This is a genomic window from Nitrosospira sp. Nsp13, from assembly GCF_900101945.1.
Lineage (GTDB): Bacteria > Pseudomonadota > Gammaproteobacteria > Burkholderiales > Nitrosomonadaceae > Nitrosospira > Nitrosospira multiformis_D.
Window position 1 is genome coordinate 12,458 of the sequence record NZ_FMVD01000020.1, and the last position, 21,932, is coordinate 34,389.

At 47.8% G+C, this 21,932-nt stretch carries 18 protein-coding genes and 1 tRNA gene; 11 read left to right on the forward strand and 8 right to left on the reverse strand.

Annotated elements, in window-relative coordinates:
- Positions 1-333: 333 nt before the first annotated feature.
- Positions 334-501 carry a hypothetical protein gene (locus BLO43_RS16870; RefSeq protein WP_175443992.1) on the reverse strand — a complete coding sequence of 56 codons (168 nt, stop codon included), beginning with the start codon at positions 499-501 and terminating at the stop codon, positions 334-336.
- Positions 502-1,027: 526 nt separating this feature from the next.
- On the opposite strand from BLO43_RS16870, the gene BLO43_RS15210 reads away from it, so the two are divergent.
- Positions 1,028-1,615, forward strand: coding sequence for a diguanylate cyclase (locus BLO43_RS15210; RefSeq protein WP_090907797.1), 588 nt, complete (start codon positions 1,028-1,030; stop codon positions 1,613-1,615).
- Positions 1,616-2,184: 569 nt separating this feature from the next.
- Positions 2,185-2,460 (forward strand): hypothetical protein, encoded by a 276-nt coding sequence (locus tag BLO43_RS15215; protein ID WP_090907798.1) that lies wholly within the window; start codon positions 2,185-2,187, stop codon positions 2,458-2,460.
- A 594-nt stretch (positions 2,461-3,054) separates the two neighbouring features.
- Here BLO43_RS15215 and BLO43_RS15220 read toward each other — a convergent pair.
- The gene (locus BLO43_RS15220; protein WP_090907799.1) at positions 3,055-4,581 is read right to left on the reverse strand and encodes an FAD-dependent oxidoreductase; all 1,527 of its coding nucleotides are present in this window, start codon (positions 4,579-4,581) and stop codon (positions 3,055-3,057) included.
- 334 nt (positions 4,582-4,915) lie between these two features.
- On the opposite strand from BLO43_RS15220, the gene BLO43_RS15225 reads away from it, so the two are divergent.
- The 6 genes from BLO43_RS15225 (at position 4,916) to BLO43_RS15250 (ending at position 9,364) form a co-directional block, all read left to right on the forward strand.
- Positions 4,916-5,218, forward strand: coding sequence for a hypothetical protein (locus BLO43_RS15225; RefSeq protein WP_090907800.1), 303 nt, complete (start codon positions 4,916-4,918; stop codon positions 5,216-5,218).
- A 258-nt stretch (positions 5,219-5,476) separates the two neighbouring features.
- Entirely contained in the window at positions 5,477-6,334 is an 858-nt protein-coding gene (locus BLO43_RS15230) for an SDR family oxidoreductase (protein ID WP_090907801.1), read from the forward strand.
- 48 nt (positions 6,335-6,382) lie between these two features.
- A complete protein-coding gene (locus BLO43_RS15235; protein ID WP_175443993.1) occupies positions 6,383-7,009 on the forward strand; it encodes a hypothetical protein in 627 nt (208 codons plus the stop codon).
- Positions 6,996-7,523: a hypothetical protein gene (locus BLO43_RS15240; protein WP_175443994.1), complete on the forward strand. Its 528-nt coding sequence runs from the start codon at positions 6,996-6,998 to the stop codon at positions 7,521-7,523. Before BLO43_RS15235 ends, BLO43_RS15240 begins: the two co-directional genes overlap by 14 nt.
- Positions 7,524-7,623: 100 nt before the next feature.
- Positions 7,624-8,919, forward strand: coding sequence for an SDR family oxidoreductase (locus BLO43_RS15245; protein ID WP_090907802.1), 1,296 nt, complete (start codon positions 7,624-7,626; stop codon positions 8,917-8,919).
- Positions 8,900-9,364, forward strand: a complete 465-nt coding sequence (locus tag BLO43_RS15250) for a DUF2269 family protein (protein ID WP_090907803.1) — start codon at positions 8,900-8,902, stop codon at positions 9,362-9,364. Before BLO43_RS15245 ends, BLO43_RS15250 begins: the two co-directional genes overlap by 20 nt.
- Positions 9,365-9,859: 495 nt before the next feature.
- Here the strand turns inward: BLO43_RS15250 and BLO43_RS16555 are convergent, their stop codons facing one another.
- From BLO43_RS16555 to BLO43_RS15270, 4 genes are all read right to left on the reverse strand, one after another.
- Positions 9,860-10,378 (reverse strand): hypothetical protein, encoded by a 519-nt coding sequence (locus tag BLO43_RS16555; protein WP_139149299.1) that lies wholly within the window; start codon positions 10,376-10,378, stop codon positions 9,860-9,862.
- A 280-nt stretch (positions 10,379-10,658) separates the two neighbouring features.
- Positions 10,659-12,962 (reverse strand): phage/plasmid primase, P4 family, encoded by a 2,304-nt coding sequence (locus BLO43_RS15260; protein WP_139149300.1) that lies wholly within the window; start codon positions 12,960-12,962, stop codon positions 10,659-10,661.
- 362 nt (positions 12,963-13,324) lie between these two features.
- Positions 13,325-14,215 carry a hypothetical protein gene (locus BLO43_RS16875; RefSeq protein WP_090907806.1) on the reverse strand — a complete coding sequence of 297 codons (891 nt, stop codon included), beginning with the start codon at positions 14,213-14,215 and terminating at the stop codon, positions 13,325-13,327.
- An 88-nt stretch (positions 14,216-14,303) separates the two neighbouring features.
- The gene (locus BLO43_RS15270; RefSeq protein WP_254773507.1) at positions 14,304-15,602 is read right to left on the reverse strand and encodes a tyrosine-type recombinase/integrase; all 1,299 of its coding nucleotides are present in this window, start codon (positions 15,600-15,602) and stop codon (positions 14,304-14,306) included.
- A 100-nt stretch (positions 15,603-15,702) separates the two neighbouring features.
- On the opposite strand from BLO43_RS15270, the gene BLO43_RS16880 reads away from it, so the two are divergent.
- Positions 15,703-15,809: transfer RNA gene (locus BLO43_RS16880), tRNA-Asn, on the forward strand.
- A 419-nt stretch (positions 15,810-16,228) separates the two neighbouring features.
- On the opposite strand, the gene BLO43_RS15275 is transcribed toward BLO43_RS16880, so the two are convergent.
- Together BLO43_RS15275 and BLO43_RS15280 are read right to left on the reverse strand one after the other, a co-directional pair.
- Positions 16,229-17,068 carry a response regulator gene (locus BLO43_RS15275; protein WP_090907807.1) on the reverse strand — a complete coding sequence of 280 codons (840 nt, stop codon included), beginning with the start codon at positions 17,066-17,068 and terminating at the stop codon, positions 16,229-16,231.
- Between the two features lie 146 nt (positions 17,069-17,214).
- Positions 17,215-17,931, reverse strand: a complete 717-nt coding sequence (locus BLO43_RS15280; RefSeq protein ID WP_090907808.1) for a Crp/Fnr family transcriptional regulator — start codon at positions 17,929-17,931, stop codon at positions 17,215-17,217.
- A gap of 840 nt (positions 17,932-18,771) precedes the next feature.
- Here BLO43_RS15280 and BLO43_RS15285 point away from each other — a divergent pair.
- Together BLO43_RS15285 and BLO43_RS15290 are read left to right on the forward strand one after the other, a co-directional pair.
- Positions 18,772-20,691 carry a hybrid sensor histidine kinase/response regulator gene (locus BLO43_RS15285; RefSeq protein ID WP_090907809.1) on the forward strand — a complete coding sequence of 640 codons (1,920 nt, stop codon included), beginning with the start codon at positions 18,772-18,774 and terminating at the stop codon, positions 20,689-20,691.
- A 723-nt stretch (positions 20,692-21,414) separates the two neighbouring features.
- Positions 21,415-21,932, forward strand: a 518-nt coding sequence (locus BLO43_RS15290) for an ADP-ribosylglycohydrolase family protein (RefSeq protein ID WP_139149303.1), incomplete at its 3' end; no start/stop codon positions are given.

Consider the following 21,932-nt stretch of genomic DNA (forward strand, 5'->3'; position numbering starts at 1 on the left):
GAGTCTTGTCATGTAAGAAAATGAAAACACGATTGATCGTATTGTCAGACAGGAGCTCTATATAATTCATTAACAAGTATTCATTCTTCTTCGAGTATGCGTTGTAAAGTATTCCCATACAGGCGGAGCTCGAGACGTCTGCGGTAAGATTCAGGAGCGCAGCAAAGTGGAGTAAGAGGAAGACCTCGCCAAACAGGTTGAAGAAGAATGCCGTCAACAAATTATAGAAACTATTAGGCAGATATCAATATTTCAATCCCGCTAAGGGGAGATTTTTTTGTTGTCGGGCAAATGTGTACTTCTGAGATAGTTTTACACTGAAGCAAAATCCGATCAATAATTATCCACCAGTTGGGGAGAGGTCATTGGATCGAAGTCCACCCGCTCCCACATCCGCCACTCACCTTTCGCCATTTCAATTTCTATGGCTCCCTGCTGTTTTAACCGATCTATCATCCGTGGCTTGTTCTCGGCATTTGTAATCTGTACCGCGAGCATCATTCCAGCCGACCGTGGATGGGGGAGCTTATTTTCCTCTCGCCTTCTTCCGGCAGATCTCCCGCTGTACCTATGAGTGAACCGGTATATCCATAATTCACTCTCTGAAATGAAGGTTGGTGATTTCATTATTCTTCAAGCGCTTCTGTACGATATCTCACGTTCTGGCCTCATGCCGGGAAATGCGCACAACCAAAGTCACGCATACGTGGAAGAAACGTCATTGATGATGAGCGCAGCTTACTGCCATTACCGGTCTAAATACGTGCGGTTCTTAGCCTGTAGCATTCTGGACAAATGTTTACAGACAATGCGGCTATTCAGTTTCAGTGCGACGAATAAGCAGTGTGATAGCGTACAGATAAAGTAGTTCTTTTCTTTTAAAGTTTCCCTTGATGGTCGCAACTTTTCCAACATGGCGGCGAGTTTAGCGACCAAAAATAACAGCTCAGAGATGGTAGAAGATCAGGCTTATCTTTGAGTTGACAGAAATTTCCGAAGGGTATTTTTTATAAGCGGGAAATAAATTGTGCTAAACGACCCCGTAGTTCTCATCCTGCTGTACTTTATTTTGCCGGTTTGGCTATTGGCCGGGTGCGCGGATTGGCTTTGCCACCGCGCCGCACATATTGCGACGACGACTGGCGCCAAGGAATCATTACTTCATCTTCTGATGTTTGCGGAACTCGGCCTACCATTGCTTGCCGCAATCTTTCTCCAGATCAATGCCGGCATTATTGCTTTGATGATCATTGCTTTTTTCACCCATGAGGCTACCGCACTATGGGACGTGAGTTACGCAGTTACCGCGCGTGAGGTAAGCCCCATTGAGCAACATGTACATAGTTTCCTCGAAATGATTCCCTTGATGGCAATTCTGTTCGTTATCTCGATTCATTGGGGTCAGTTTCAGGCGCTCTTCGGCTTCGGTCCAGAAACTGCTCGATTCGATCTCGCCTGGAAGGAGGAGTCCTTGCCGAGGTCATATGTATTCTCTGTTATGACGGTAATTCTTCTATTCGAGGTAGTTCCCTACATAGAAGAATTCATTCGTGGCCTGAGGGCAAATCATGGGGAGCTTGTACCACCGAAGGCACGAGGGAAGGCGAACCGCTGAGTTTTAGCATTACTCGCGGGGAATGAGCCCAGCCTATATCATTTGGATCAATAAAATGCATAGACCATCTATGGGAACAGAAGTGGATGATAGAAAAAAATTATAGGCCACATGATAATTCAAGCCGATCAGGTTTCCCCTAATTGTAACTCCCGAGTTTCATACGAAGGCTTCCATCGTAGCTTATGGTTATACCAAATAATGGATTTGATCCTTCTATTGATTAGTTAATGATTTCATATGTTTGCTTCCGTACAGAGATTTTTAATTTCACAATATACCATCCGAGCATCTCTGGTTAACAGAGATAGGAATCCCAAAATGAGTAGTAGCAATCAGTCTTTCCTCGAAAATTTTTGTGAGACGTATGCATTAACAAGCAAAAGGAGGATGGCTTCGGTGGCAAGTGGCTTTGCTGCTAGGGATGACGAAAAAGGGCGGGAAAGCTTTCTACGGAAAAGGAGGTTCTTTGACTTTACCCCCCCTTTCGCTTGGTGAACTTTACAGGTACGTGGAAAACCTCAACAAATAAACATTTTATTACATCCTTTTACTCATAGGAGCTTAAAGTGAATAAACTCATATCGACAATTATTCTCGGCACCTTAACGGCTGTATGCAGCTTCGGAGCTGCAGCTGGATCGGATGGTTCAGACAAGAAAAAGGAAACAATGCGCAAGGACAATTCCGAAAATACGAGCAAGAAGAGCGGGGACAAATATGGGGGTACGTCGGGTTCAGTCTCGGATAAGGATAGCGAAACTATGCGCGAGAAATCACTATCTGAAAGGGAAAGGGAATACAAAGATCAAGAGGTAATGAATAAAAAACCGTATAAGCAATAACAGTATCCTGGTTAAGCTTGATCCGAGGCGAGGTACATGGACAGCAATCGTCGGAAGCCTCCGAAACCAGTATGCTCGCCTTGGATTTGATGCAAAGCCGCATGGATTTACATCAACCGAAGATTTGCACTGAGATGGTAGCGCATCAACCTATATGGATGGTTTTATGTGGACATGAATGTGGGAGTAGCTCTATTGTGACCGAGAAAACAAAGGGCATTAAGCATTAATATCAAACTTCGTCTCTGTTTACATGAGGGAAAATAAACCATAAGGCAAGAGTTACCCACGTGGTAAGGACACCTTTGTCGTGGGTGTCAAAGAAGTTTAATCTTCGGAGATAGTTCTTCAACAAATTATATGCAGCTTAATCTATGACTCCAATCAGAGGTTTTTTTAATCAAAGCAAAGGCTCATCCGCGGGGTCCACAATTGGATCGCCCGGGGACGGGTCGGGGTTAAATGGCCTGGGATCAACTCGTTTATCCGGATCATCATGCTTATCAGGCTGCGCGGGCTATCAGGGCTTTGTTGAGAATAATATTTTGTCATGAAGTCTCCCGCGAATAGATAAATTGCTACGGTTCTAAATAGCTAGTCCAATTGGACCGCTTCCAACGGAGTTGCCGCGGGGCCATGAAGAATCTGGCCATCCACGCTGAAACGGGAGCCATGACATGGACAGTCCCACGACGTTTCTGCGGCATTCCACGAAACGACGCACCCTAAGTGTGTGCAGGCAGCGGAAAGGGCATGTATTTTTCCACCCTCATCACGATAAATAGCCACTTTCTGCTCCTCTCTACGTAATATCGCACCTTCCCCAGGGAGAATTTGCTCAGGTGAGTCTACATCGCCGCCTTTCACCCAATCACTATATTGGGCCATTGTGTTGCCCAATTCCTTAAGAAAATCCGAGATCCCGTGCACAGCTGAACGTGATGGGTCATAGAGATCAAGCCACGAATTTTTCCTGCCCATGATTAAATCAGTTACCAGCATTGCCCCCGCCGTGCAGTGCGTCATGCCATTGCCAGAATCACCAGTGATGACGTAAACATTCTTGAAATCCATTGGATTTCGCCCCATATATCCCACGCCATCCGCTGGTTCCATAATCTGTCCGGACCATTTGAAGTCGACGGAGCCCGCCATGGGAAAATGTTTGCGAACCCATTTCTCGATTTCGGCATAACGGTGTTCAGGGTGTTCGTCCTGGCCTACCTTATGGTCTGCTCCACCCACTATCAGAATTTCGTGATTGGATTTTTCATCGGGCGTTGTCAACCGAACATAATAATAGGGATCCCCGTTGTCCCAAAGCAGGATACGTGGTACGGACCCTTTAGGCACACGGATTCCCACAACATACGTGCGGTAGGCGGCTTGCTTCGTATGCATAACGAGACGGTCGTTGAAGGGTGTATTAGTTGCCACGACAACCGCGTGCGCTCCAATCGCTCCGTGTTCAGTTTTCACAAGAAAAGTTTTATTACGACTTTTGATTTCCAGAGCACGTGTGCGGCTATAAATAATCCCGCCATTACGCTCGAAAGCCCTGATAAGCCCGTTTAGATATTTTAGTGGGTGAAATTGTGCCTGATTGCGAAATTGCAGGCATGGACCAGAATCAAAGCTCAGCCCAGGCACTCGATCTCTTTTGTTGAGCTCAACCCCCGCTTTGCGGGCCGCCTCAAATTCCTTATCTAAATTGGCGTAACCGTCGGGGCTTAAAGAAAACAGATAACCGCTCAACCGCTCAAATTCGCACTCGATCCCTTCTTTCTTTACAATAGTTTCCACAAGGGCCGTGGCTTGTTCAAAACTCTCCGCTACGAGTCTCGCCTTCTCCTCTCCAAAAGCATCTTCAATTTCAAAATATCGATCGTCAGGGGGGAAAAAATGCGCGGTGGTCCGCCCGGTTTCTCCCTTACCGATTTCCATAGCGTCTATTAAAACTACCGTCTTTCCCTCTCGCGATAACAAATAAGCAGTCGTCAGTCCAGCGATCCCTCCTCCTATTACACAAACATCAGTTTCGATCGTTTCCTGCAGAATGGGAAACTCCAGCGATGCCGTCGTCATCCAGACGGATCGAGATCCAGAAGGCAGATTCTCCATGATTGAAGCCTTATGACAAAAATTAGTTGATTGGGGGAAGATTCTAGAAAAATTTAATCAGGGTTAAAAAGCCCATGAGGTAAACACATTCTTTGTCTAATAATAGAAGCGCCTAAGAAGTGGGTCGGTACGATAACGCACGATTCTTGGTATTCACCAACAGATATTCGCAAGCGGGGACTTACACCTATACGCAATAACTGTACGGCAAAGGTCATCACGTTCTTCAAAAATCGTAAATAGAAGTTTTAGTTCGATAGCGTACTGAACAAATAAATGAGCGGCGTACTATCTCTCATGACACCAATTTCGCTGGTTTATTGGGATATCAATCATGAGACAAATTCTGAAAAATGCAGGTAGATCTATATTGCTTGCTAGCGCTATTGTTCTTGGTCTATCTGGGATGGCGCACGCTGCCGGTGCAGGTGACCAAGTGGGCGAGCGGGGCTCCATGGCCGGACAAGGAGGGCCGGTATCGAAACAGGATGGTTCTGCGACCGGCCAATCGAACAGCCAAACCGGAGGTGTGAAGCAAAAAGATGCGCAGAGGGAAAAACTGAAAGAGCGAGTGAATAAAGAGAAGGAGCAGGACCGGCAGCATACTCTCGATCCCAGTCAGCACACCCCTAAATAATCCAAAATGGAGTTGGAACATCATCTCTTCCACCTCGATCTTGTACTTACCTTGTGGAAAACTTCGCTCTGATTTTCTTCCATGGGGCGATTGATTTTCACCCCTCTGTTACCACAGCATCAAATATGGAACAGAGGCCCGCATCAATTTGAGCGGAAAATAGGATTTATGGATGTAATGTATTCAACCCCAACTTAGTTCGTCAGATCATCATCGGCAATAGCTTCGCGCACGCACATGTTCCCTATGGAGCTTATTATGAGAGAAGAGAAAAAAATTCCTAAACAGCATCAAAAGCAGCAGCCGGGAGTGGAAGAAGTAATGACGCCAAAGCCTGGTTCGATTATGGAAGGCTACAAGGGCAGCGGCAAGCTGGAATCCAAGGTAGCAATTGTTACCGGTGGAGACAGCGGCATCGGCCGCGCCGTGGCGATTGCTTTTGCCAAGGAAGGGGCGGACATTGTCATCGCTTACCTGAACGAGCATGGAGATGCAAACGATACAAAAAAAGAAATTGAGCAGTGCGGCAGGAAATGCGTACTAATTAGCGGGGATGTGGGCGACGATAAATTTTGTGCAGAAGTGGTGGCCAAGGCAATCTCAACTTTTGGGCATCTCGAAATTCTGGTCAATAACGCGGCTGAACAGCACGTTCGGGACAGTATTCTCGATATCAATAATTCACAACTTGAAAAAACTTTCCGCACCAATATTTTTTCCATGTTCCACATGGTAAAGGCCGCGCTCCCTCATCTGAAAAAAGGCGCACGCATAATTAATACCACCTCAGTGACAGCCTATAAAGGCAGCGCCCATTTGCTCGATTATTCAGCCACCAAGGGGGCGATCGTCGCCTTTACGCGCTCGTTATCGTTGCAGTTGATGGAAAAAGAAATAAATGTGAATGCCGTTGCTCCCGGTCCTATATGGACGCCGCTCATACCCTCTACTTTTCCTCCGGATGAAGTCGCCGATTTCGGGAAAAAGGTTCCGATGAAAAGGCCAGGGCAACCGGACGAAGTAGCGCCTTGTTATGTTTTTCTGGCATCTCAGGATAGTTCATATATGGCGGGGCAGATATTGCATCCGAATGGCGGAACCGTGGTAAATGGTTAAGGTTTTTATAAAATATATAAGCTGCTCATCTCTAATTGAGGATGTCATATGGAAAACCCCGAGAGTACTGCCACGTCAATAAGTGGTAAGGCTGTAAGTAGTATGAAAAACGATAGCTGGCAAATACTGAGAAGAGCTGTTGTCTCAGGAACCATGGGAGGCTATGAGGCTGCCATTGCCGCTGCTCTAGCGGGAAAATGTGAAAATGACTCCTTTGCAGCCCCACTGAATGCGATAAGCCATATCATCTGGGGAGACGAAGCGGCGCGTGAGAATCGGTTCTCCTTTAAGTTCACTTTTATGGGATTAGTGTTGAATCATGCCGCAGGAATATTCTGGGCTCTTTTCTACGAAAAACTATTTGGGCAGTGTGCGGCAAATGAGAGGAAGGATATAAGCCTGCTTACGGATAACAATAATGGATCCCTTACAAAGCCACTGCTCGGGGCGGCTACCGTGGCTGCCGGTGCCTATGTCGTAGATTATCAGCTTATTCCTCGCAGGTTTACACCCGGCTTTGAGAAACGCGTTTCAGGAAAATCGTTGGCAGCCATCTTCACTGCGCTTGCGCTCGGCCTTGCAGCACGCGACATCATAGTTGCACGAGGGAATAGGCAAAAATCTGATCCATCGCGTCGCCCTAATCACAAGGCCCTAACTCATGTCACCAGTTAATTGGACTTGGGGTAAAACATTCCAAAAAGCAGCAGTATCGGGTTCCGTAGCAAGTATTCTTTCAACTATCTCGCTCGCGATTTTAGGCAAGTCTGAATTGGATAAAACGGCTGCCCCTGTCAATGGACCCAGCCAATGGATTTGGGGCAGGCACGCTCCTTTTAAGAACCGTTTTAGCTGGCAATATACCGTGGTGGGATATGCCATTCATCACGCGGCCTCTATATTCTGGGCGATTCTTCATGAGAAACATCAGGAGCAATTAGATCCAACAGTGAGTAGCCGTGCGTTGATTATTCCGGCCATTGTGACTACTGCAGCGGCTTATGTGGTCGATTTTTATGTAGTGCCGAAAAGGCTGACCCCCGGATTTGAGCAACGTCTTTCGAAAGGTGCCCTTTTTATCGTTTATGGGACCTTCGCACTCGGATTAGCCGGAGGTGCGTTGATAACCCGTTATTACTCTGTCGGTAAGACTAAACGAAAAAAATCATCTAATTTGGTCCCAGAATAGCCCCTTGGTATCGTCGACAAGCTCTATCTTTAAAGTAGCTCTCCTAGGTCTGACTTCCACAAACATGGCGCTGTCCGGCGGACCTTAGATTGGGATTTTCATGTCAACCATATTAATAACAGGCGCGACAGGTTTTATTGGCAGTCATCTTGCAGCAGCACTGGCTGACAAGGGACATAATATTGTGTGTGCAGTAAAAAACCCTGCGGCCAAAAACCTGGGGGAACGTTTCATTTATATTAGTGCTGACTATACCCGGGACTTCGATCCCGGTATATGGAGAGTGAGGCTTACGGGAGTGGATGTAGTCATAAACGCTGTTGGCATCATCCGAGAAAAAGGCCTGCAAACTTTCAACTCGCTTCATGACAGAGCGCCACGGGCACTTTTCTCAGCTTGTGCCGAAACGGATATCAAGGTTGTGCAAATATCGGCACTGGGAGCGAATGAGGAGGCACAGAGTCGTTATCACCTGAGCAAAAGAAGCGCGGACAATTTCTTGCTATCCCACGCCAGTCGATGTGTGATCGTTCAACCATCACTGGTTTATGGTCAGGGGGGAGCAAGCACCAAGCTGTTGACCATCCTTGCAAGTCTTCCAGTAATTCCCCTTCCTGGAACAGGCCAACAACAAATACAGCCCATTCATATCGATGATCTAACCAATGCAATCGTAGTGTTGGTTGAACAGGATCGATATTTAGGCTGCCGGGTTCCTCTGGTGGGCCCCGAGCCGCTGAGCCTGCATCACTATTTGAGCGAACTGCGACACCTCATGGGTTTAGGCAACGCGACCATTTTGCATGTACCCTCGACGTTAATTAGCCTTGCTGCTTACGTCGCCCAGCGGACAGGTAAGGGCTTGCTGGATGTTGAGACCTGGCAGATGCTCCAGCGAGGGAACGTTGCGCATCCTGGTTTAACTCATCAACTTTTAGATCGCGCCCCCCGAGCCCCCAGGGCTTTTGTTTCTCCTTGGGGCGCAGCTGAGCTGCGTATGTCGGCATTGTTAGGTTGGCTGCAACCGGTATTGCGCATTTCACTTGCGGTCATTTGGTTGGTTGCCGGGGTGGTATCGATGGGGATTTATCCGTTAGAAGAAAGCTATGCGCTGTTAGCGCGAATAGGTATAACCGGAAGTCTAGCCCCTATAGCGCTTTATAGCGCCTCTGCCATGGATTTTGCTTTTGGCATCGCAACGCTGTTCATGCGGCGCCGAAAATTTCTCTGGCTCGCACAAGTGAGCCTTATCTTCGTCTATACCGTCGCCATTACTTTATATTTGCCCGAGTTTTGGTTACATCCTTTCGGGCCACTGATCAAAAATCTGCCAATCCTTGCGATTATCTGGTTACTGTACGAATTAGAGAAAGACGATGGATTACCTCATCGTTAAGTGGATCCACATATTGTCCTCAACTTTGCTCTTCGGAACAGGGATTGGCACCGCCTATTACCTGATTTGTGCAATCTGGACGAGGGACCCTTTTCTCATTGCCGCTGTTGGAAAATATGTAATTGCCGCAGATTGGATGTTTACTGCTACGGCTATTGTTATCCAGCCCGCCACGGGCTTCTATCTCATTTATTTGGCTGATATTCCGCTAACAAGCCGTTGGATCATATGGTCACTAGGCTTATACTTGCTCGCAGTAGTATGCTGGCTGCCGGTAGTCTGGTTGCAAATAAGGCTCCAACGGCTGGCTGCAACTGCCAGCGAAAGCAAACATGATTTACCTGAGATGTTTTGGCGTTATTTTTGGTTGTGGTTTGCCTTGGGTATCCCTGCTTTTATCGCTCTAGTTATCGTATTTTATTTAATGGTTGGAAGGCCGATATAAGAGCTACCCTAAAGACAATTTTATTTCAAACCGTGCCGCCAGCTATTCAAAAGCACATAAAATGGGCCAGTCCGCTCCCCCTCTTATTCACATAAAAATATCATTTGTCTGAGATGATCACATAGCGACTCAACAAGCCAAGGGTCTGATTCCTGATGCATTTAACTTATGCAGGGCATGCGAGAAAAAATTCATTAGGAGATTCACACAATGAGTAAAGCGGTTTAGGGGGCACTGATCAGCATCATCCGATCGGCATTTTGGATGGTCATTGCCCGTGAGTCAGCGTTTCCTCGGAACTACGAGAGGTGAACAGGGCAAAACGGCCACCTTCGATCCGCTCCCACAGAGTTACTCAAACGTTTGTTTGTACGACGAAGACATAAGCAGGTGGGTTCGAGATATGCATTTTTTAAGGAACCAACTGAGCTTTGGGGTAGTCTTCATGGTCCAAAAAATTATCGCTTTCAACAAAAACCTGCAAGTATTCTCCAGCTAAGGATTTGTACCTATAATACGATGGAGACTTTCAATTACGTTTTTATGTCGTCCAAATATAAGCGAGGCGGCTTCTACAGCTTTTGATTTAACCACGGCATGTGTCTTCCAACGACGCCAAGCTATCTTTCCTTCGAGTCGTCTGTAATCATACTTCACCTCACTTAAAATTTTATTGGCCCGACGTTCAGCTCTCCGCGCTGGCGATTCACTCTGGCACCGATAATTTCCGGCACAGCGATAACAGCTGAGCGATTCAGCAATATACAGAACAGCGCAGCGTCGTTCACATTCAGGGCAAACAAATCTGGCCACTGCTGCAAAGCATCCCCCTCGTGCATGAGTTACAGCAATGTAATGATCCCTTTGATCATGCCGATAAATTGCCGCAGTGCACTTTTTAGCGATCTCGCCCCCACTCGCACCAACAATGCGGGGAAGGTGGATGCGTTTGAGCTCATCCAAATAGGGCCGTTTATTTCGACGGCCAAAATTTCCAGAAAAAATGGAACCCATGCTACCTCCAGTTAAGCCGAATGCCTCGTATTAATGCGAATTCAAGAGCCGTAATAGGCTCCCCAGCCGAAAAAAGTATGAACCAAAAATTTCGGCATTACCTCAGCGGTCGTATATTTCCAACATGGAATTTCAGTTCGAACATAACGTTCCTTCGTAACCCAATGCTGTGTAGTTTGTGTAGTTTTGTAGTTTTTTTGGCAAAGTCTCCTATATGAGAAGTAATAGAGAAAAGTTTGCAGAAAATGCTGCATAACTACATTAACTACACTTCCCTTTCCTAGATCAACCGCAAACCCCTAAATTTCATTCCTGAACCCCCACGATTGTAAGAAAAGCGTTGTCCCAATTTCTTAGAGAAATCACTAATTCTCATGGCAGGAATATCATTTTCCTGGGACCATTTAATAAAGGATAGGTACAATACTTTTCGCAATACCCATTCATTTGCTAACTCACAGCAGTCTTCTAGCCACATGGCGATGATATCCATCTCCTCTTTGTATTGGGCTGTTGCAATGGTAATTTCGGAGGGGGAGCTTAACCCAATGCGATTCCATTCAATAGCTCCCTGCAGCGCCCATTGAAGAATGCCTTCCGCCTCAGCCTTAAGTTTGGAAACAAGCTCATTGTCGCGCTCGTTTTCAGGAATGGTCACCAAAAATGGGATGAGATCAAACCGCCGCCATATCGCATGGTCATCACCTCGTATAATTGGTTTGTGATTGGAGGCGAACCAGAATTTGGCCGTGGGGGTTATTTCAAAATATTCCCCATACAAGAAACGGGCGGTAATCCGATCGCCTCCCGTCAATTGCTTTATAAGGGATTCCGCAAACCGTTGCCCGTCCTCGACCTCTGTTGCCGTCACCATGCGCGCACCTTTGAGGCGCGCAATGCCGTTGCTGGCACGCTCCATTTTGCTTTGCATGAATATGTCTGCTGGAGCGTGCATGGCATAGTCGCCCATTACATGTCGTAATGTTTCCAGACAGACACTTTTTCCGTTCGCCCCGCTGCCGTAGAGAAAAAAAAGTTTGTGTTCACGGACCGATCCAGTCAAGGTATACCCCACGGCACGCTGAAAGTATCTGATGACTTCATCATTGCCGTTAAAACATTTCGCCAAAAATTGTTCCCACATAGGACATTTTGCGTCACTTCGATATGCTGCCCCTGTGCTCTTAGTTATGTAGTAGTCCCTGCATGCAGTTATAAGTAGTCCCGTGTTGAGATCTATCACCCCTGACGGGGTGCCGAGCAGCATTGGGCTGCTATCAAGACCGGAGATTGACATCGCTATACCAGGCTCGGATTTCGCGAGGTCGCGCATCGCCGTCAGTCTAGACGAGAAGGAAGAGCTATTTGCCCACCTGCTGATTTGCCTGCCCTTATCCGCATCTTTTTGAACTTGAGCCTCATTGTAGATAAGTCGGACCGTTTCTTTTGCGAACATCATGGTTGCGTCAACTTCATCCATTTCCCAACCTTGACCGTTCCATATCATCCATTTCTTGGTCTCTGTGAGCCATCGAATATCTTGACCGGAATGTGCCACCAGGCGGCGGGCGTTGCCTATGTCATTGAGCGTACTGCCTTGGGATTGGTCCTCACCAAGCAACTCGGCCAACGACGGTGCCTTGGCTGATTCAAGCAGACACTCCACGTTCCTGAGGTTACGGGTTCTGACGTGCATGTCGTTTATGTCGGATTTCGACGGCCAGTCGCTAGGTGGTTCAAAATAAAGTCCCCCTACAGCGCGTGCAATTTCAGCAGCTTTTTCTCCTCCACCTTCGTCAGGCACTATCACCAAAACAAGATCAGGGTAGCGGGCCCGCACCGCTTTTGCCACTCCTGCCATTCGGCCTATTCCGAAACACACCACCGCAGGCGCTCTGGTCGCCAGATGAGCCGACCATGCATGACCGATCCCTTCAACCACATACGCCTTTTTAGCGTGTGTTAATTCGCCGCCCACCACATGGCAAGCCTCCTGCGGTGGTTTAATTCCCCCAAGAAAATATTTTATTTTGCCTTTCACAGGAATGAATTGCAGATCCACCAGCTGTCCGTCGAGATCATTCATGGGTACTACGAGTGCGCCGTCATAGTTGCGACCGTCCACCTCCTTATTTCCTCGATAGACAAGCGTCCCGTGCGGTAATCCTGATTTTCTCTTAACATAGGGTTGAATTTCTGTCGCTGGCTCGCAGGACGCAACAATCTCCGCTAAACGCGCGGCGACATTTTGAATAGTTTGGGCATGAGCAGGAGCCTCACTTTCAGCAGACCGTTTCTGGTACTTGGTAAGTTTTTCTCTCCGGTGAGAATATCCGTGCTTTCCAGCCTTGTAAAAAAGAGTTCCTGGCCCAGTACCTCCGTCAGGTGTAATGCCCCGGAGCCTAGTCAGAACATTTTTTTCACCTGGATAGGCTTTATCGGTAGCGCACCATCTGAGGATCACTGAAACGGGGATATTAGCGGCAATTGCCGCCCTTACTACTTCATGCCAGTCGTCAGATGAGAGATCTGCGGGTATGCAAAAAAGTGCCTCTGTGGCGCGGTCAATATCGCAGGTTTTCATTGCCGCGGCTTGACTGGACGTTTCGGCGAACTCGAACTCGAGGGAGTCCAATCAAGATACCCATTAGGCATCTTGGTTGGGACAAGACCACAATAACTACCGGTTTTGCAATACTGTGAAAGGATGCTTGCAGGTTTGACGCCACGCTCTGCGGCTAGGGCTTTGGTCTTTGTCATATTAATACACTCCAAAGAACGCTGATTACACAGCAATGGAGCGTATTAGATATTACAAGGTGTAATTGCTAGATAATCGCGATATCGGATTCCCCTATTCATGCGCTTCTTCGCGTATTAACGATATCCATATCGCGCAAATATCGTGGTATTCGCGATATTCATTCGCATCATCCGACCTTGCACTTAGAATTCTGCGATTGCCGCATTCCACTCATCAATCCACTCAGGAAATTTATCACATATGAGCGCTTCCAAGGCCCCCTGTTTTACCATCCAGCTCTTATGACTAGTGGGGGTCATTAGACAGATCGCCAGTTTCACTGGATTCCAGCGTGAAGGTTCCTTTCCGTTTGAATCGTTATCGGTACGGGCGGGACGGATCCATTTTGGGCAATGCTGAAGGGCTGATCTTAAATTGATGTACCTAACAGGCCAATCGAAAGCAAGTATCTCCTCTATTGTAAGTCCCGTTCGCTCGATCTTTTTCTGGGGTGAGTTGAGCAACAATTCGATGACACCTGTTTCCACATATAAATCGTTCTCGGTAATCCACCAACCAGAAGATAATCCGCGTGGGATTTCATCACTACCCGGAGAAAGTTGTTGCGCGGTGCAAATGCGTTTTTGTTCTCCTTTAATAGGCATGGAATAAAGAGTGATAGTTCGTGGATTCGCCGGAGAAGCGAGTAATTGCCCCACGACAGGTATAGTCAGTGGCACATAATCAGCAATTTTGAAGCGGCATTCTCCAGCGTATGGCGTAGTAATTATATTGCTGGGTAGAGGCGATGTTGGCTTGGTGGGGGATAATTGAGGCGATGGGTTATCGTAAATTGCGTATGGTTTACGGAGTGGGTCAGATCGATAAATAATCCCTTTTTTTCCTCTTGAAAAAACGTAATCTATATCGACGACCTGGATTTCTTCAAGAAAAATCGGTTGTCGTACCAGAGCGAATAATTTTATTCTTCCTGAATGCGCGTGTTGCAATAACCATTCCAGTGAAAATCTCTCGTCTTTTTTTTCACTGATGCGAGCTACCGCTTCATTAATTTTCAAATAGGGCGGAAGCAAATTCGTTCTCCTTCCTGAGCATCAGATAAAGGTGTAATGTCCGTTGTCGGTATATTCACCATTCACGGATATGTGTCTGCGGCGCATATCACGCGGCCTGGGATATTCTTAATTTAGGAATATTTTCAGGAATTGGCGGTATGTCCGCCTCGCAAATAATCCAATCCTCAATTCTGGTGTGCCAAACGCGCAACAGATCAAGCGGGCGACGCCGATAGTGTTTCTCGGCGATTGCGCTAGGCGCGTGACCCATGAGTTGCGCAATGACTCCTGCGGGACATTCCACCCACTCGGCCAAAGTACCAAACGAACGGCGTAAGCCATGCAATGAAAGGTGGGGCAACCCAGCGGCTTTCAGCGCTCGGTTATGCGCGATACGGGGTTCCTGGATACGGCCGGATTTTGCTGCGGGACTTGAAAAAACCCATTGGCTACGGCGGGGAAGATTCATCAGCAAGTTTGAGATAAACGGGGTTAAAGGTAATGTACGCTCGCCTTCCACCTTGTCACGTATAACCATCGAATTCCATTGAAAATCTAACTGATCCCACTTTAAAGGTGCCAGTTCCTCACGGCGCGCGCCTGTCAGTAGCAGTGTCTGGAGATAGGCAGCCTGTACAGGATTGCCGAGTTCCCGCACAGCCTTAAACCATAGAGGAAGCTGTTCCCGCTGGAGACAGTCGCCGTCTTTCGGTTTAACGCTTTTGACATGGTTTCGAGTCACCTTGGCACCCACAGCATTCACATCAATAGCTGCCATAAATTCCGGCTCCTGAGCAGCCCAGCGAATGAAGGCGCGTAATAAACGATAGGCTAATGCGCCGTATGTGGGACGCTGCGTATTTTCTTTCTGCATCCAGGCAGACACAACCTCTGGTGTGACCATGGATAGTTTTAATGGCATGAGTGCGGCTAGTGGGCCGGCTTGCCTCTTGCCTTGTCCTAACTTGCGACCGCTGCCGCCAAGACGAGCGATGTTTTGGTGGTCGAGCAGATGCCGCGCACTCCAGTGGCTCTGACGGCTATTAATGTAGGCTGTCCATGCCTCACTAACTGTCATATCGAAATTCCGCCGCTTTTTATGTTGTGCCTCAGCGTCGACCAAACCATTCGCTTTGGCTAAACGTGGGTCGATTCCCTGGTCAATCAGCGATTGGAGACGGCGGGCTTCCTTACGTGCGCTCGCGATGTCCCATACTTCAACACTGCCTATTGTCATGCGCAGGTCGGTCCCATTGTATGGGCTCTGGAATATATAAGCCTTCGCACCAGATGTGACCCTCACCGCAAGCATTTTTGTATCGGTATCCCACAGGAACGCTTGTTTGACTTGAGGAGGGAGCTTGAAATCCAGAATCCTGGAGGGTGTGAGTTTTTCTCTTGCCATTTTGATTTTCATGTAAGTGCTGGTGTAAGTATATTTTTACCATAGCAATCTATGGGAATCAATATCTAGAGAAAAAGAAAAGCTCCTGTTAATGCGTAATTCCAAGGATTTATTGGATTCTAGCAATTCATATCTATGAGAATCAATGCGATAATTTTCGGACTGTTAATCCGCAGGTCCCAGGTTCGAGCCCTGGTCGGGGAGCCATTAAATCAAGTAGTTATATAGTCCTATGGGTTACTTCATTATTTCATTGCTACTATATTGCTACTTTCTAACACCTCTTTCACGATCGAAAGGATAATTCGTAGTACAGCGAAGTTGGTGAAAATGTATTTCGTTTCTATCTCTCCTCCTTCAAATCTACAGAAATTCTGTTTTACTCTGCTCTCAGGAATTCTTCTAAGTATTGGCATGCGCTTTCAAGCCTTGCGAATGTCCGGAGTTAACGACATATTGCAGGCGTGGCAGCAGGGCGCTAGCGGGAACCCAGAAACGTTATTTAGATACAGCTTTGGGAATGAGAGAGCGAAGCATCGCATTGATGCAACGTAAATCAAAACTCGCGCAAAGGAGGTCCGTCGGTTTGCTGACGAGTCATGGAGTTTAAGGGAATTTATGAATTGTTATCTGAGCTGTGCGGAATGCATGCTTTTTGTAACATCCCTCCCTATTCCACGATAGCCGGTAAATATACCGGAGGCAGCAAACATGGGTTCGCCGCTCACCATCAGATATTGTCGGGAGCCATCGGATTTGGTGCGGCTGTAGACGAAATCAATGAAAGGCAGTCGTGCCGTGATGTTTGCCTTGAATGTCGCGTATTCCGCTTCATTCCAGCGCGCTCCATCATTTCCCTTGGATTCGCCTAATAAAGTACCGACGGTAATGCCGAGCATTTCCAGGACTGGCCCATAGACCTTGGTAAAATGCCCATTCTCGTCCTGCTCCCAGTACCAGTCGGAAGCCAACTCGGTCAAATGGCGAAAACGTGCTTCACTTTCGCGTAATTCCGCAGTCCGCTCCGCCACGATCTGCTCAAGCTGCTTGTTGTAATTCTCGAGCCTTTTATACAACAGGCGGACTTCCAGCATATTGTGGATGCGTGTCTGGACCTCGACCGGATCAAATGGTTTAGTGACAAAATCCTTCGCCCCGGCTTGCAAGGCCCGCAACTTATGGCCCGATTGACCGGTGATGACGAGTACCGGAAGGTAGTCATCTGGTTCTATTTTCTTCAAACCTTCGAGCACCTGAAAGCCATCCATGCCGGGCATTTCCAGATCGAGTAGAATCAGATCATAGCTGTTCTGGCGATAGAGCGGACAAACCTCATGAGGACGCATAGTCGAGGCAATGCAGGTATAGCCCTCGTCGAGTAGCATTCGTTCAAGTATCAGGACATTGGCCTCCTGGTCATCGACGATTAGAATCTTGGCACTGAGTATGTCGGGTTTACTAATCATGACTAGCCTCTTTTCTCTTGGGGATGAAAACTACGGAGTTATTGGTTAGTTTCACGGAGTATTAGCGTATCTTTCCTCATTTCATTTGCTGGAATTGACTTCACCAGCTTTATTCCATCAATAGTCGAGCAAAACAGGAAGACAACTTAGCAAGACCCATATGCGTGCAGGCACTTATACTCCTTGCTAATGAGCACATAGTTCTCACCTGCAAGCACCTCCAATTTCCCACGATCTGTTACGCTCATGTGACCTCGCCGGCACTCGATCGCGCCTGTTGTTTCCAGTTTTTGTGCCGCTGTGGTAACGCTCTCACGACGTACTCCAAGAAAAACCCCTACTTGCTCATGAGTGATATAAAGCTCATTGCCTGACATACGATCTAGGATCATTAACAGGAAGTGACTTAATCGCTGCTCAATCGTATGAAGTTGGTTACCAATTGCGATCTGCTCCGTTTGAAGAAAAAGGGCTTGAGTGAACCGCAGCAGCGAGCGTTGTAGAACTCCCCCGCATTCAAATTCTTTTTTTAGCAAAAACGCCTTGATACGCACGGCACTCCCTCCTTTTAGCACCACTGTTCGCGCGGAAGTACTCTCGCTCCCCAATAAGTAGGAAATGCCGACCATGCCTTCGTTTCCCGTGACGGAGGTTTTCACCGTCCCCCCACCATCCAGCTCATACAAGCGAGCGATAATGCAATCAATCGGAAAATACAGATAAGTGATGCGGCTATCGGGTTCATAGATCCCCTCCCCTACCGCGAGATTTACGAATTCGAGAGTGGGTTGCAGACGACTATAATCTGCTGGGGATAAGCCCGACAGAATCCGGTTTTGCGCTGTATTTTGCGATAGAACCATTTAACCTCGGATAGATGCGCCCTGTTTATTTCCTGAAGTAGAACGTTCTTGCGGAGGTGGATTTCCCGGCCGAAGAACTACCCTGTCCGGATACGGGACCGCCCTGTCCGGCCATTGAACCGCCCTTCCCAACCTGATTACCTGGGCCAGCAGCATAAGTCATTCCAGACACGCTTAAAAAGAGAACGCTGACAAGCATCGAACACTGGAAAATACTTTTTAAAATGAAAGCTGATTTCATAATGGACTTTGATCTAGCAAATTAGTTGAAGTGAAGGATACGCTGGTTTCAAAGTTATTCAGTACGTTGCCGCACTCAAAAATTCTGCTATCAGGTGATTTATTTCAGATTGGCGATTATCGAGAAATTATCCATATCACTTGGCCTTACCTTACGCCTTGCGATTACCTCAGGTTTTACCCCTAAGAATCATGTGTGATCAGCAATGTGCATTTCTTCAAGAAATATCTTTTCACAGGTCAATGTACGCTGTTGCACTGTCATTTTTGTCAAAGGCTCGTAAACTCCCATGAAATTAAATTTTCATATAAAGGAAAATCATGGGTGGCAACCATAAATCCTTGGATCAACAAGTCATTGTCTTGAGCGGCGCTTCAAGTGGGATAAGATTGTGTACAGCAAGGCTTGCAGCTGTAAAGTCATGGTTATGCAGATTTCTGATAAGCCTGGGCACGTCTGAGTCTAAGTTAACTAAATTGCTTCTATTCAAGGGATTTTAACAAAAACCAAATAAAGAAAGGTTGGCAGCTAGTTAACGCCACATAATGGGCCTGTATCGGAATATTTGATTTCATTTCATAAAAACGTGAGGTAAAGCAGTGCTGCCTTCTTCTCCTCCTATCGCATCAAGCTCTGAAGCCGAGCGCTTTCATCAGTTCATGTCTGGCGTGAATGATTATGCCATTTTCATATTGAGCCCCGAAGGTTTAATCTACAGCTGGAATCTCGGCGCCCAACGGTTCAAGGGTTACACGGCCGACGAGATCATCGGGCAACATTTCTCCCGGTTTTATACGGAAGAAGACCAGGCAATCAATCTCCCATTCCGGGCGCTGAAAACAGCACTTCAAGAAGGCAAATTCGAGGATGAAGGCTGGCGGGTGCGCAAGGATGGCAGCCGCTTCTGGGCCAGCGTCGTCATTGACCCGATCAAAGATCTTGAGGGTACGCTGCTCGGCTTTGCTAAAATCACCCGCGATATTACCGAACGCAAGCAGGCAGCCGACGCTCTGCGTGGCAGCGAAGAACAGTTTCGGCTATTGGTCCAGGGCGTAACCGACTACGCGATCTACATGTTGTCGCCCGATGGCATCATCACTAACTGGAATGCCGGTGCTCAGCGCATCAAGGGCTATGATCATAACGAAGCCGTAGGGACACATTTTTCCCGTTTTTATACGGAGGAAGACAGGAACAACGGCTTGCCCATTACCGCATTAAAGATTGCCGCCGCGGAAGGGCGCTTTGAAGGCGAAGGCTGGCGCATTCGCAAGGACGGATCCAGGTTCTGGGCGCATGTTGTGATCGACCCGATTAAGAACGATCTCGGCGAATTGATCGGTTACGCCAAAATCACGCGCGATATCACGGAAAAACGACAAGCAATGCAGGATCTGGAGCATGCCAAGGAAGCCTTGTTTCAGTCCCAGAAACTGGAGGCGCTTGGCCAACTAACCGGGGGCATCGCCCATGATTTTAATAACCTGCTTAACGTCATCGTAAATGGCGTTGGAATTCTAGCCAAGGAAATACAAAACCCCAGCTCGGTCAAGATTCTTGAGAGCATGCAGCGCTCCGCCCTGCAGGGAGCCGCCTTAACCCAGCAATTACTGACGTTTGCCCGCAAACAGCCATTAAACGAGGGAAAATACGACCTAAATCGCATCATAAGTTCTTTTGAAGCAGTACTTCGCAGAGTCAGGAGAGGCTCGATTAGCTTTGACCTGAAACTCGACCCGCTGTTGCCGCCAGCGATAGTCGATGTTGCACAATTCGAGGCCGCACTTTTAAACTTGGTTATCAATGCACGTGATGCCATGCCTGATAGAGGCGTCATAACGCTTAGCACTGAACAAGTCGAGCTGCGCCAGAACCAAATCGATGGGTTGCCCGCTGGAAACTATGTAAAAGTCACCGTGAGGGACACTGGCTCGGGCATGTCGCCTGAGGTGGCCAGGAGGGCAACAGAGCCTTTCTTTACCACGAAGGAAGTTGGCAAAGGCACCGGCATGGGGTTGAGCCAGGTGTACGGGACAATCAAGCAATTCAATGGAGATATGGCAATTGAAACCGAAATGGGCAAGGGTACCGCCATTTCTCTTTTCCTCCCCGCACAGACTAGCGATGCGACTGAAGAGTTAGATGAGGCGTTTCCAGAAGGCAATGAAAAAGCATTAGTTGTCGACGATCAGCCGGATGTTTTGAATGTAGCTATTGAGCTGTTCCGCAGCATGGGCTATGACGTACTATCGGCAAACAATGGCGAAGATGCGCTGGAGATCCTCAAAAGGACACCAGACGTCGATGTGCTGTTCAGCGATATCGTTATGCCAGGAATGAGCGGCTTTGACCTGGGCCATAATGCGCGCAGCCTCATTCCGGGTATAAAAGTAGTTCTGGCTTCGGGCTATGCCGCGTCTGCCCCGAGCAAGAGAAAGAACTCTGAAGAAGATTTTAAATTCATACAAAAACCGTACCGGATGTCGGAAATAGTCAAAATGCTGCGGATGTCGGGCTAGTCATTCGTCAGCAACGTGACGCCCGGGAGATACGATAGTTCTCTGGTGAATGAACCTCCGGCCCTGCCCTTGCGTTCGACATGTAAACAGCTCACATTGCAGAGAAAGCCGTCGTCATGACAGCAGCTTACTATTTGTATCGGAGAATTTCTCTGTTTACAGGGCGGACTAGAGGCTAATTAAGATGTTTGGCGCGCCTCTATCTTATCTGAGAGTGTGGTGCCGTACAGAAAACCTACCGATAGTCATTTAGAATGGTTTCGTATTTCAGAAAAATAATCCCCATACCGACTGTTTTAGCTTCTTAGGAGATTATCATGGGTAGATATTTGATAGCTTGGCTGTTAGGCGTGCCTGCAATTGTTTTGTTAATTGTTTATCTATTATGAGTTAAGGTAATTTTCTATTAACTCTATTCTTGACGGTGGGCAATATCTCGGCAATACACGAGTCCAGAGCCTATCTCTGTACATTGCCCACCGAATTACTTTCCATACCCCAATTCATAACCCACAGTCACTTGAGCTTGTTGTCTTTTCACACAGCGCCTTTAGCCACTTGGCATCGGAAACTTTCATGTCGCTAAACTTTGCAAGGTGCTCAGCACCGTCTGTCTGATATTGTTCCGCATGTTCCAAAGATCATAAAAGACTTGCTAGGGACTCGACATACCGGAAAAGATTCATGTAGATAATTGAAATTAACCGAGAGGAGAATCAGAACATGTCCGACCCCGCCATACAGGACCGCGCCGCCGGCGCCATCATGGGTGCCTTTATCGGGGATGCCTTAGGCCTCGGGCCCCACTGGTACTACGACTTGGCGGTGCTCCGCCACGACTATGGCGACTGGATCACGACCTATGCGGATCCCAAGCCCGGCCGCTATCATAGTGGTCTCAAGGCGGGCCAACTCTCCCAAGGGGGCATCATTCTCCGACTCGTGCTGCGCTCGCTCGTCGAGCGCGGTAGCTATGATGAAGCGGATTTCTGCCGGCGAATGGATGAGGAAATCTTTCCGTTGCTGAATGGCATGCCCGTGAACGGCCCGGGTGGATATACCCAGCAATCGATCCGTGACGCCTGGCGCAAGCGTATCCAGCAGAACCTGCCCTGGGGGCAAATAGGGGGACAGGCCGACACCACCGAAGCGATAGGGCGGACGCTCGCCCTGGCAGTTCGCTACGCTTTTCAGCCGCAGGAACTAGCAGCTGCCATCTCCAGCAATACCCGGCTTACCCA

What these genes read in the sequence shown, in the direction of transcription:
- BLO43_RS16870 (WP_175443992.1), bottom strand. Translation starts at nt 501, where the DNA reads ATGATGCTCGCGGTACAGATTACAAATGCCGAGAACAAGCCACGGATG.
- BLO43_RS15220 (WP_090907799.1), bottom strand. Translation starts at nt 4,581, where the DNA reads ATGGAGAATCTGCCTTCTGGATCTCGATCCGTCTGGATGACGACGGCA.
- BLO43_RS15225 (WP_090907800.1), top strand. Translation starts at nt 4,916, where the DNA reads ATGAGACAAATTCTGAAAAATGCAGGTAGATCTATATTGCTTGCTAGC.
- BLO43_RS15230 (WP_090907801.1), top strand. Translation starts at nt 5,477, where the DNA reads ATGAGAGAAGAGAAAAAAATTCCTAAACAGCATCAAAAGCAGCAGCCG.
- BLO43_RS15235 (WP_175443993.1), top strand. Translation starts at nt 6,383, where the DNA reads ATGGAAAACCCCGAGAGTACTGCCACGTCAATAAGTGGTAAGGCTGTA.
- BLO43_RS15240 (WP_175443994.1), top strand. Translation starts at nt 6,996, where the DNA reads ATGTCACCAGTTAATTGGACTTGGGGTAAAACATTCCAAAAAGCAGCA.
- BLO43_RS15245 (WP_090907802.1), top strand. Translation starts at nt 7,624, where the DNA reads ATGTCAACCATATTAATAACAGGCGCGACAGGTTTTATTGGCAGTCAT.
- BLO43_RS15250 (WP_090907803.1), top strand. Translation starts at nt 8,900, where the DNA reads ATGGATTACCTCATCGTTAAGTGGATCCACATATTGTCCTCAACTTTG.
- BLO43_RS16555 (WP_139149299.1), bottom strand. Translation starts at nt 10,378, where the DNA reads ATGGGTTCCATTTTTTCTGGAAATTTTGGCCGTCGAAATAAACGGCCC.
- BLO43_RS15260 (WP_139149300.1), bottom strand. Translation starts at nt 12,962, where the DNA reads ATGAAAACCTGCGATATTGACCGCGCCACAGAGGCACTTTTTTGCATA.
- BLO43_RS15270 (WP_254773507.1), bottom strand. Translation starts at nt 15,602, where the DNA reads ATGGCAAGAGAAAAACTCACACCCTCCAGGATTCTGGATTTCAAGCTC.
- BLO43_RS15275 (WP_090907807.1), bottom strand. Translation starts at nt 17,068, where the DNA reads ATGATTAGTAAACCCGACATACTCAGTGCCAAGATTCTAATCGTCGAT.
- BLO43_RS15280 (WP_090907808.1), bottom strand. Translation starts at nt 17,931, where the DNA reads ATGGTTCTATCGCAAAATACAGCGCAAAACCGGATTCTGTCGGGCTTA.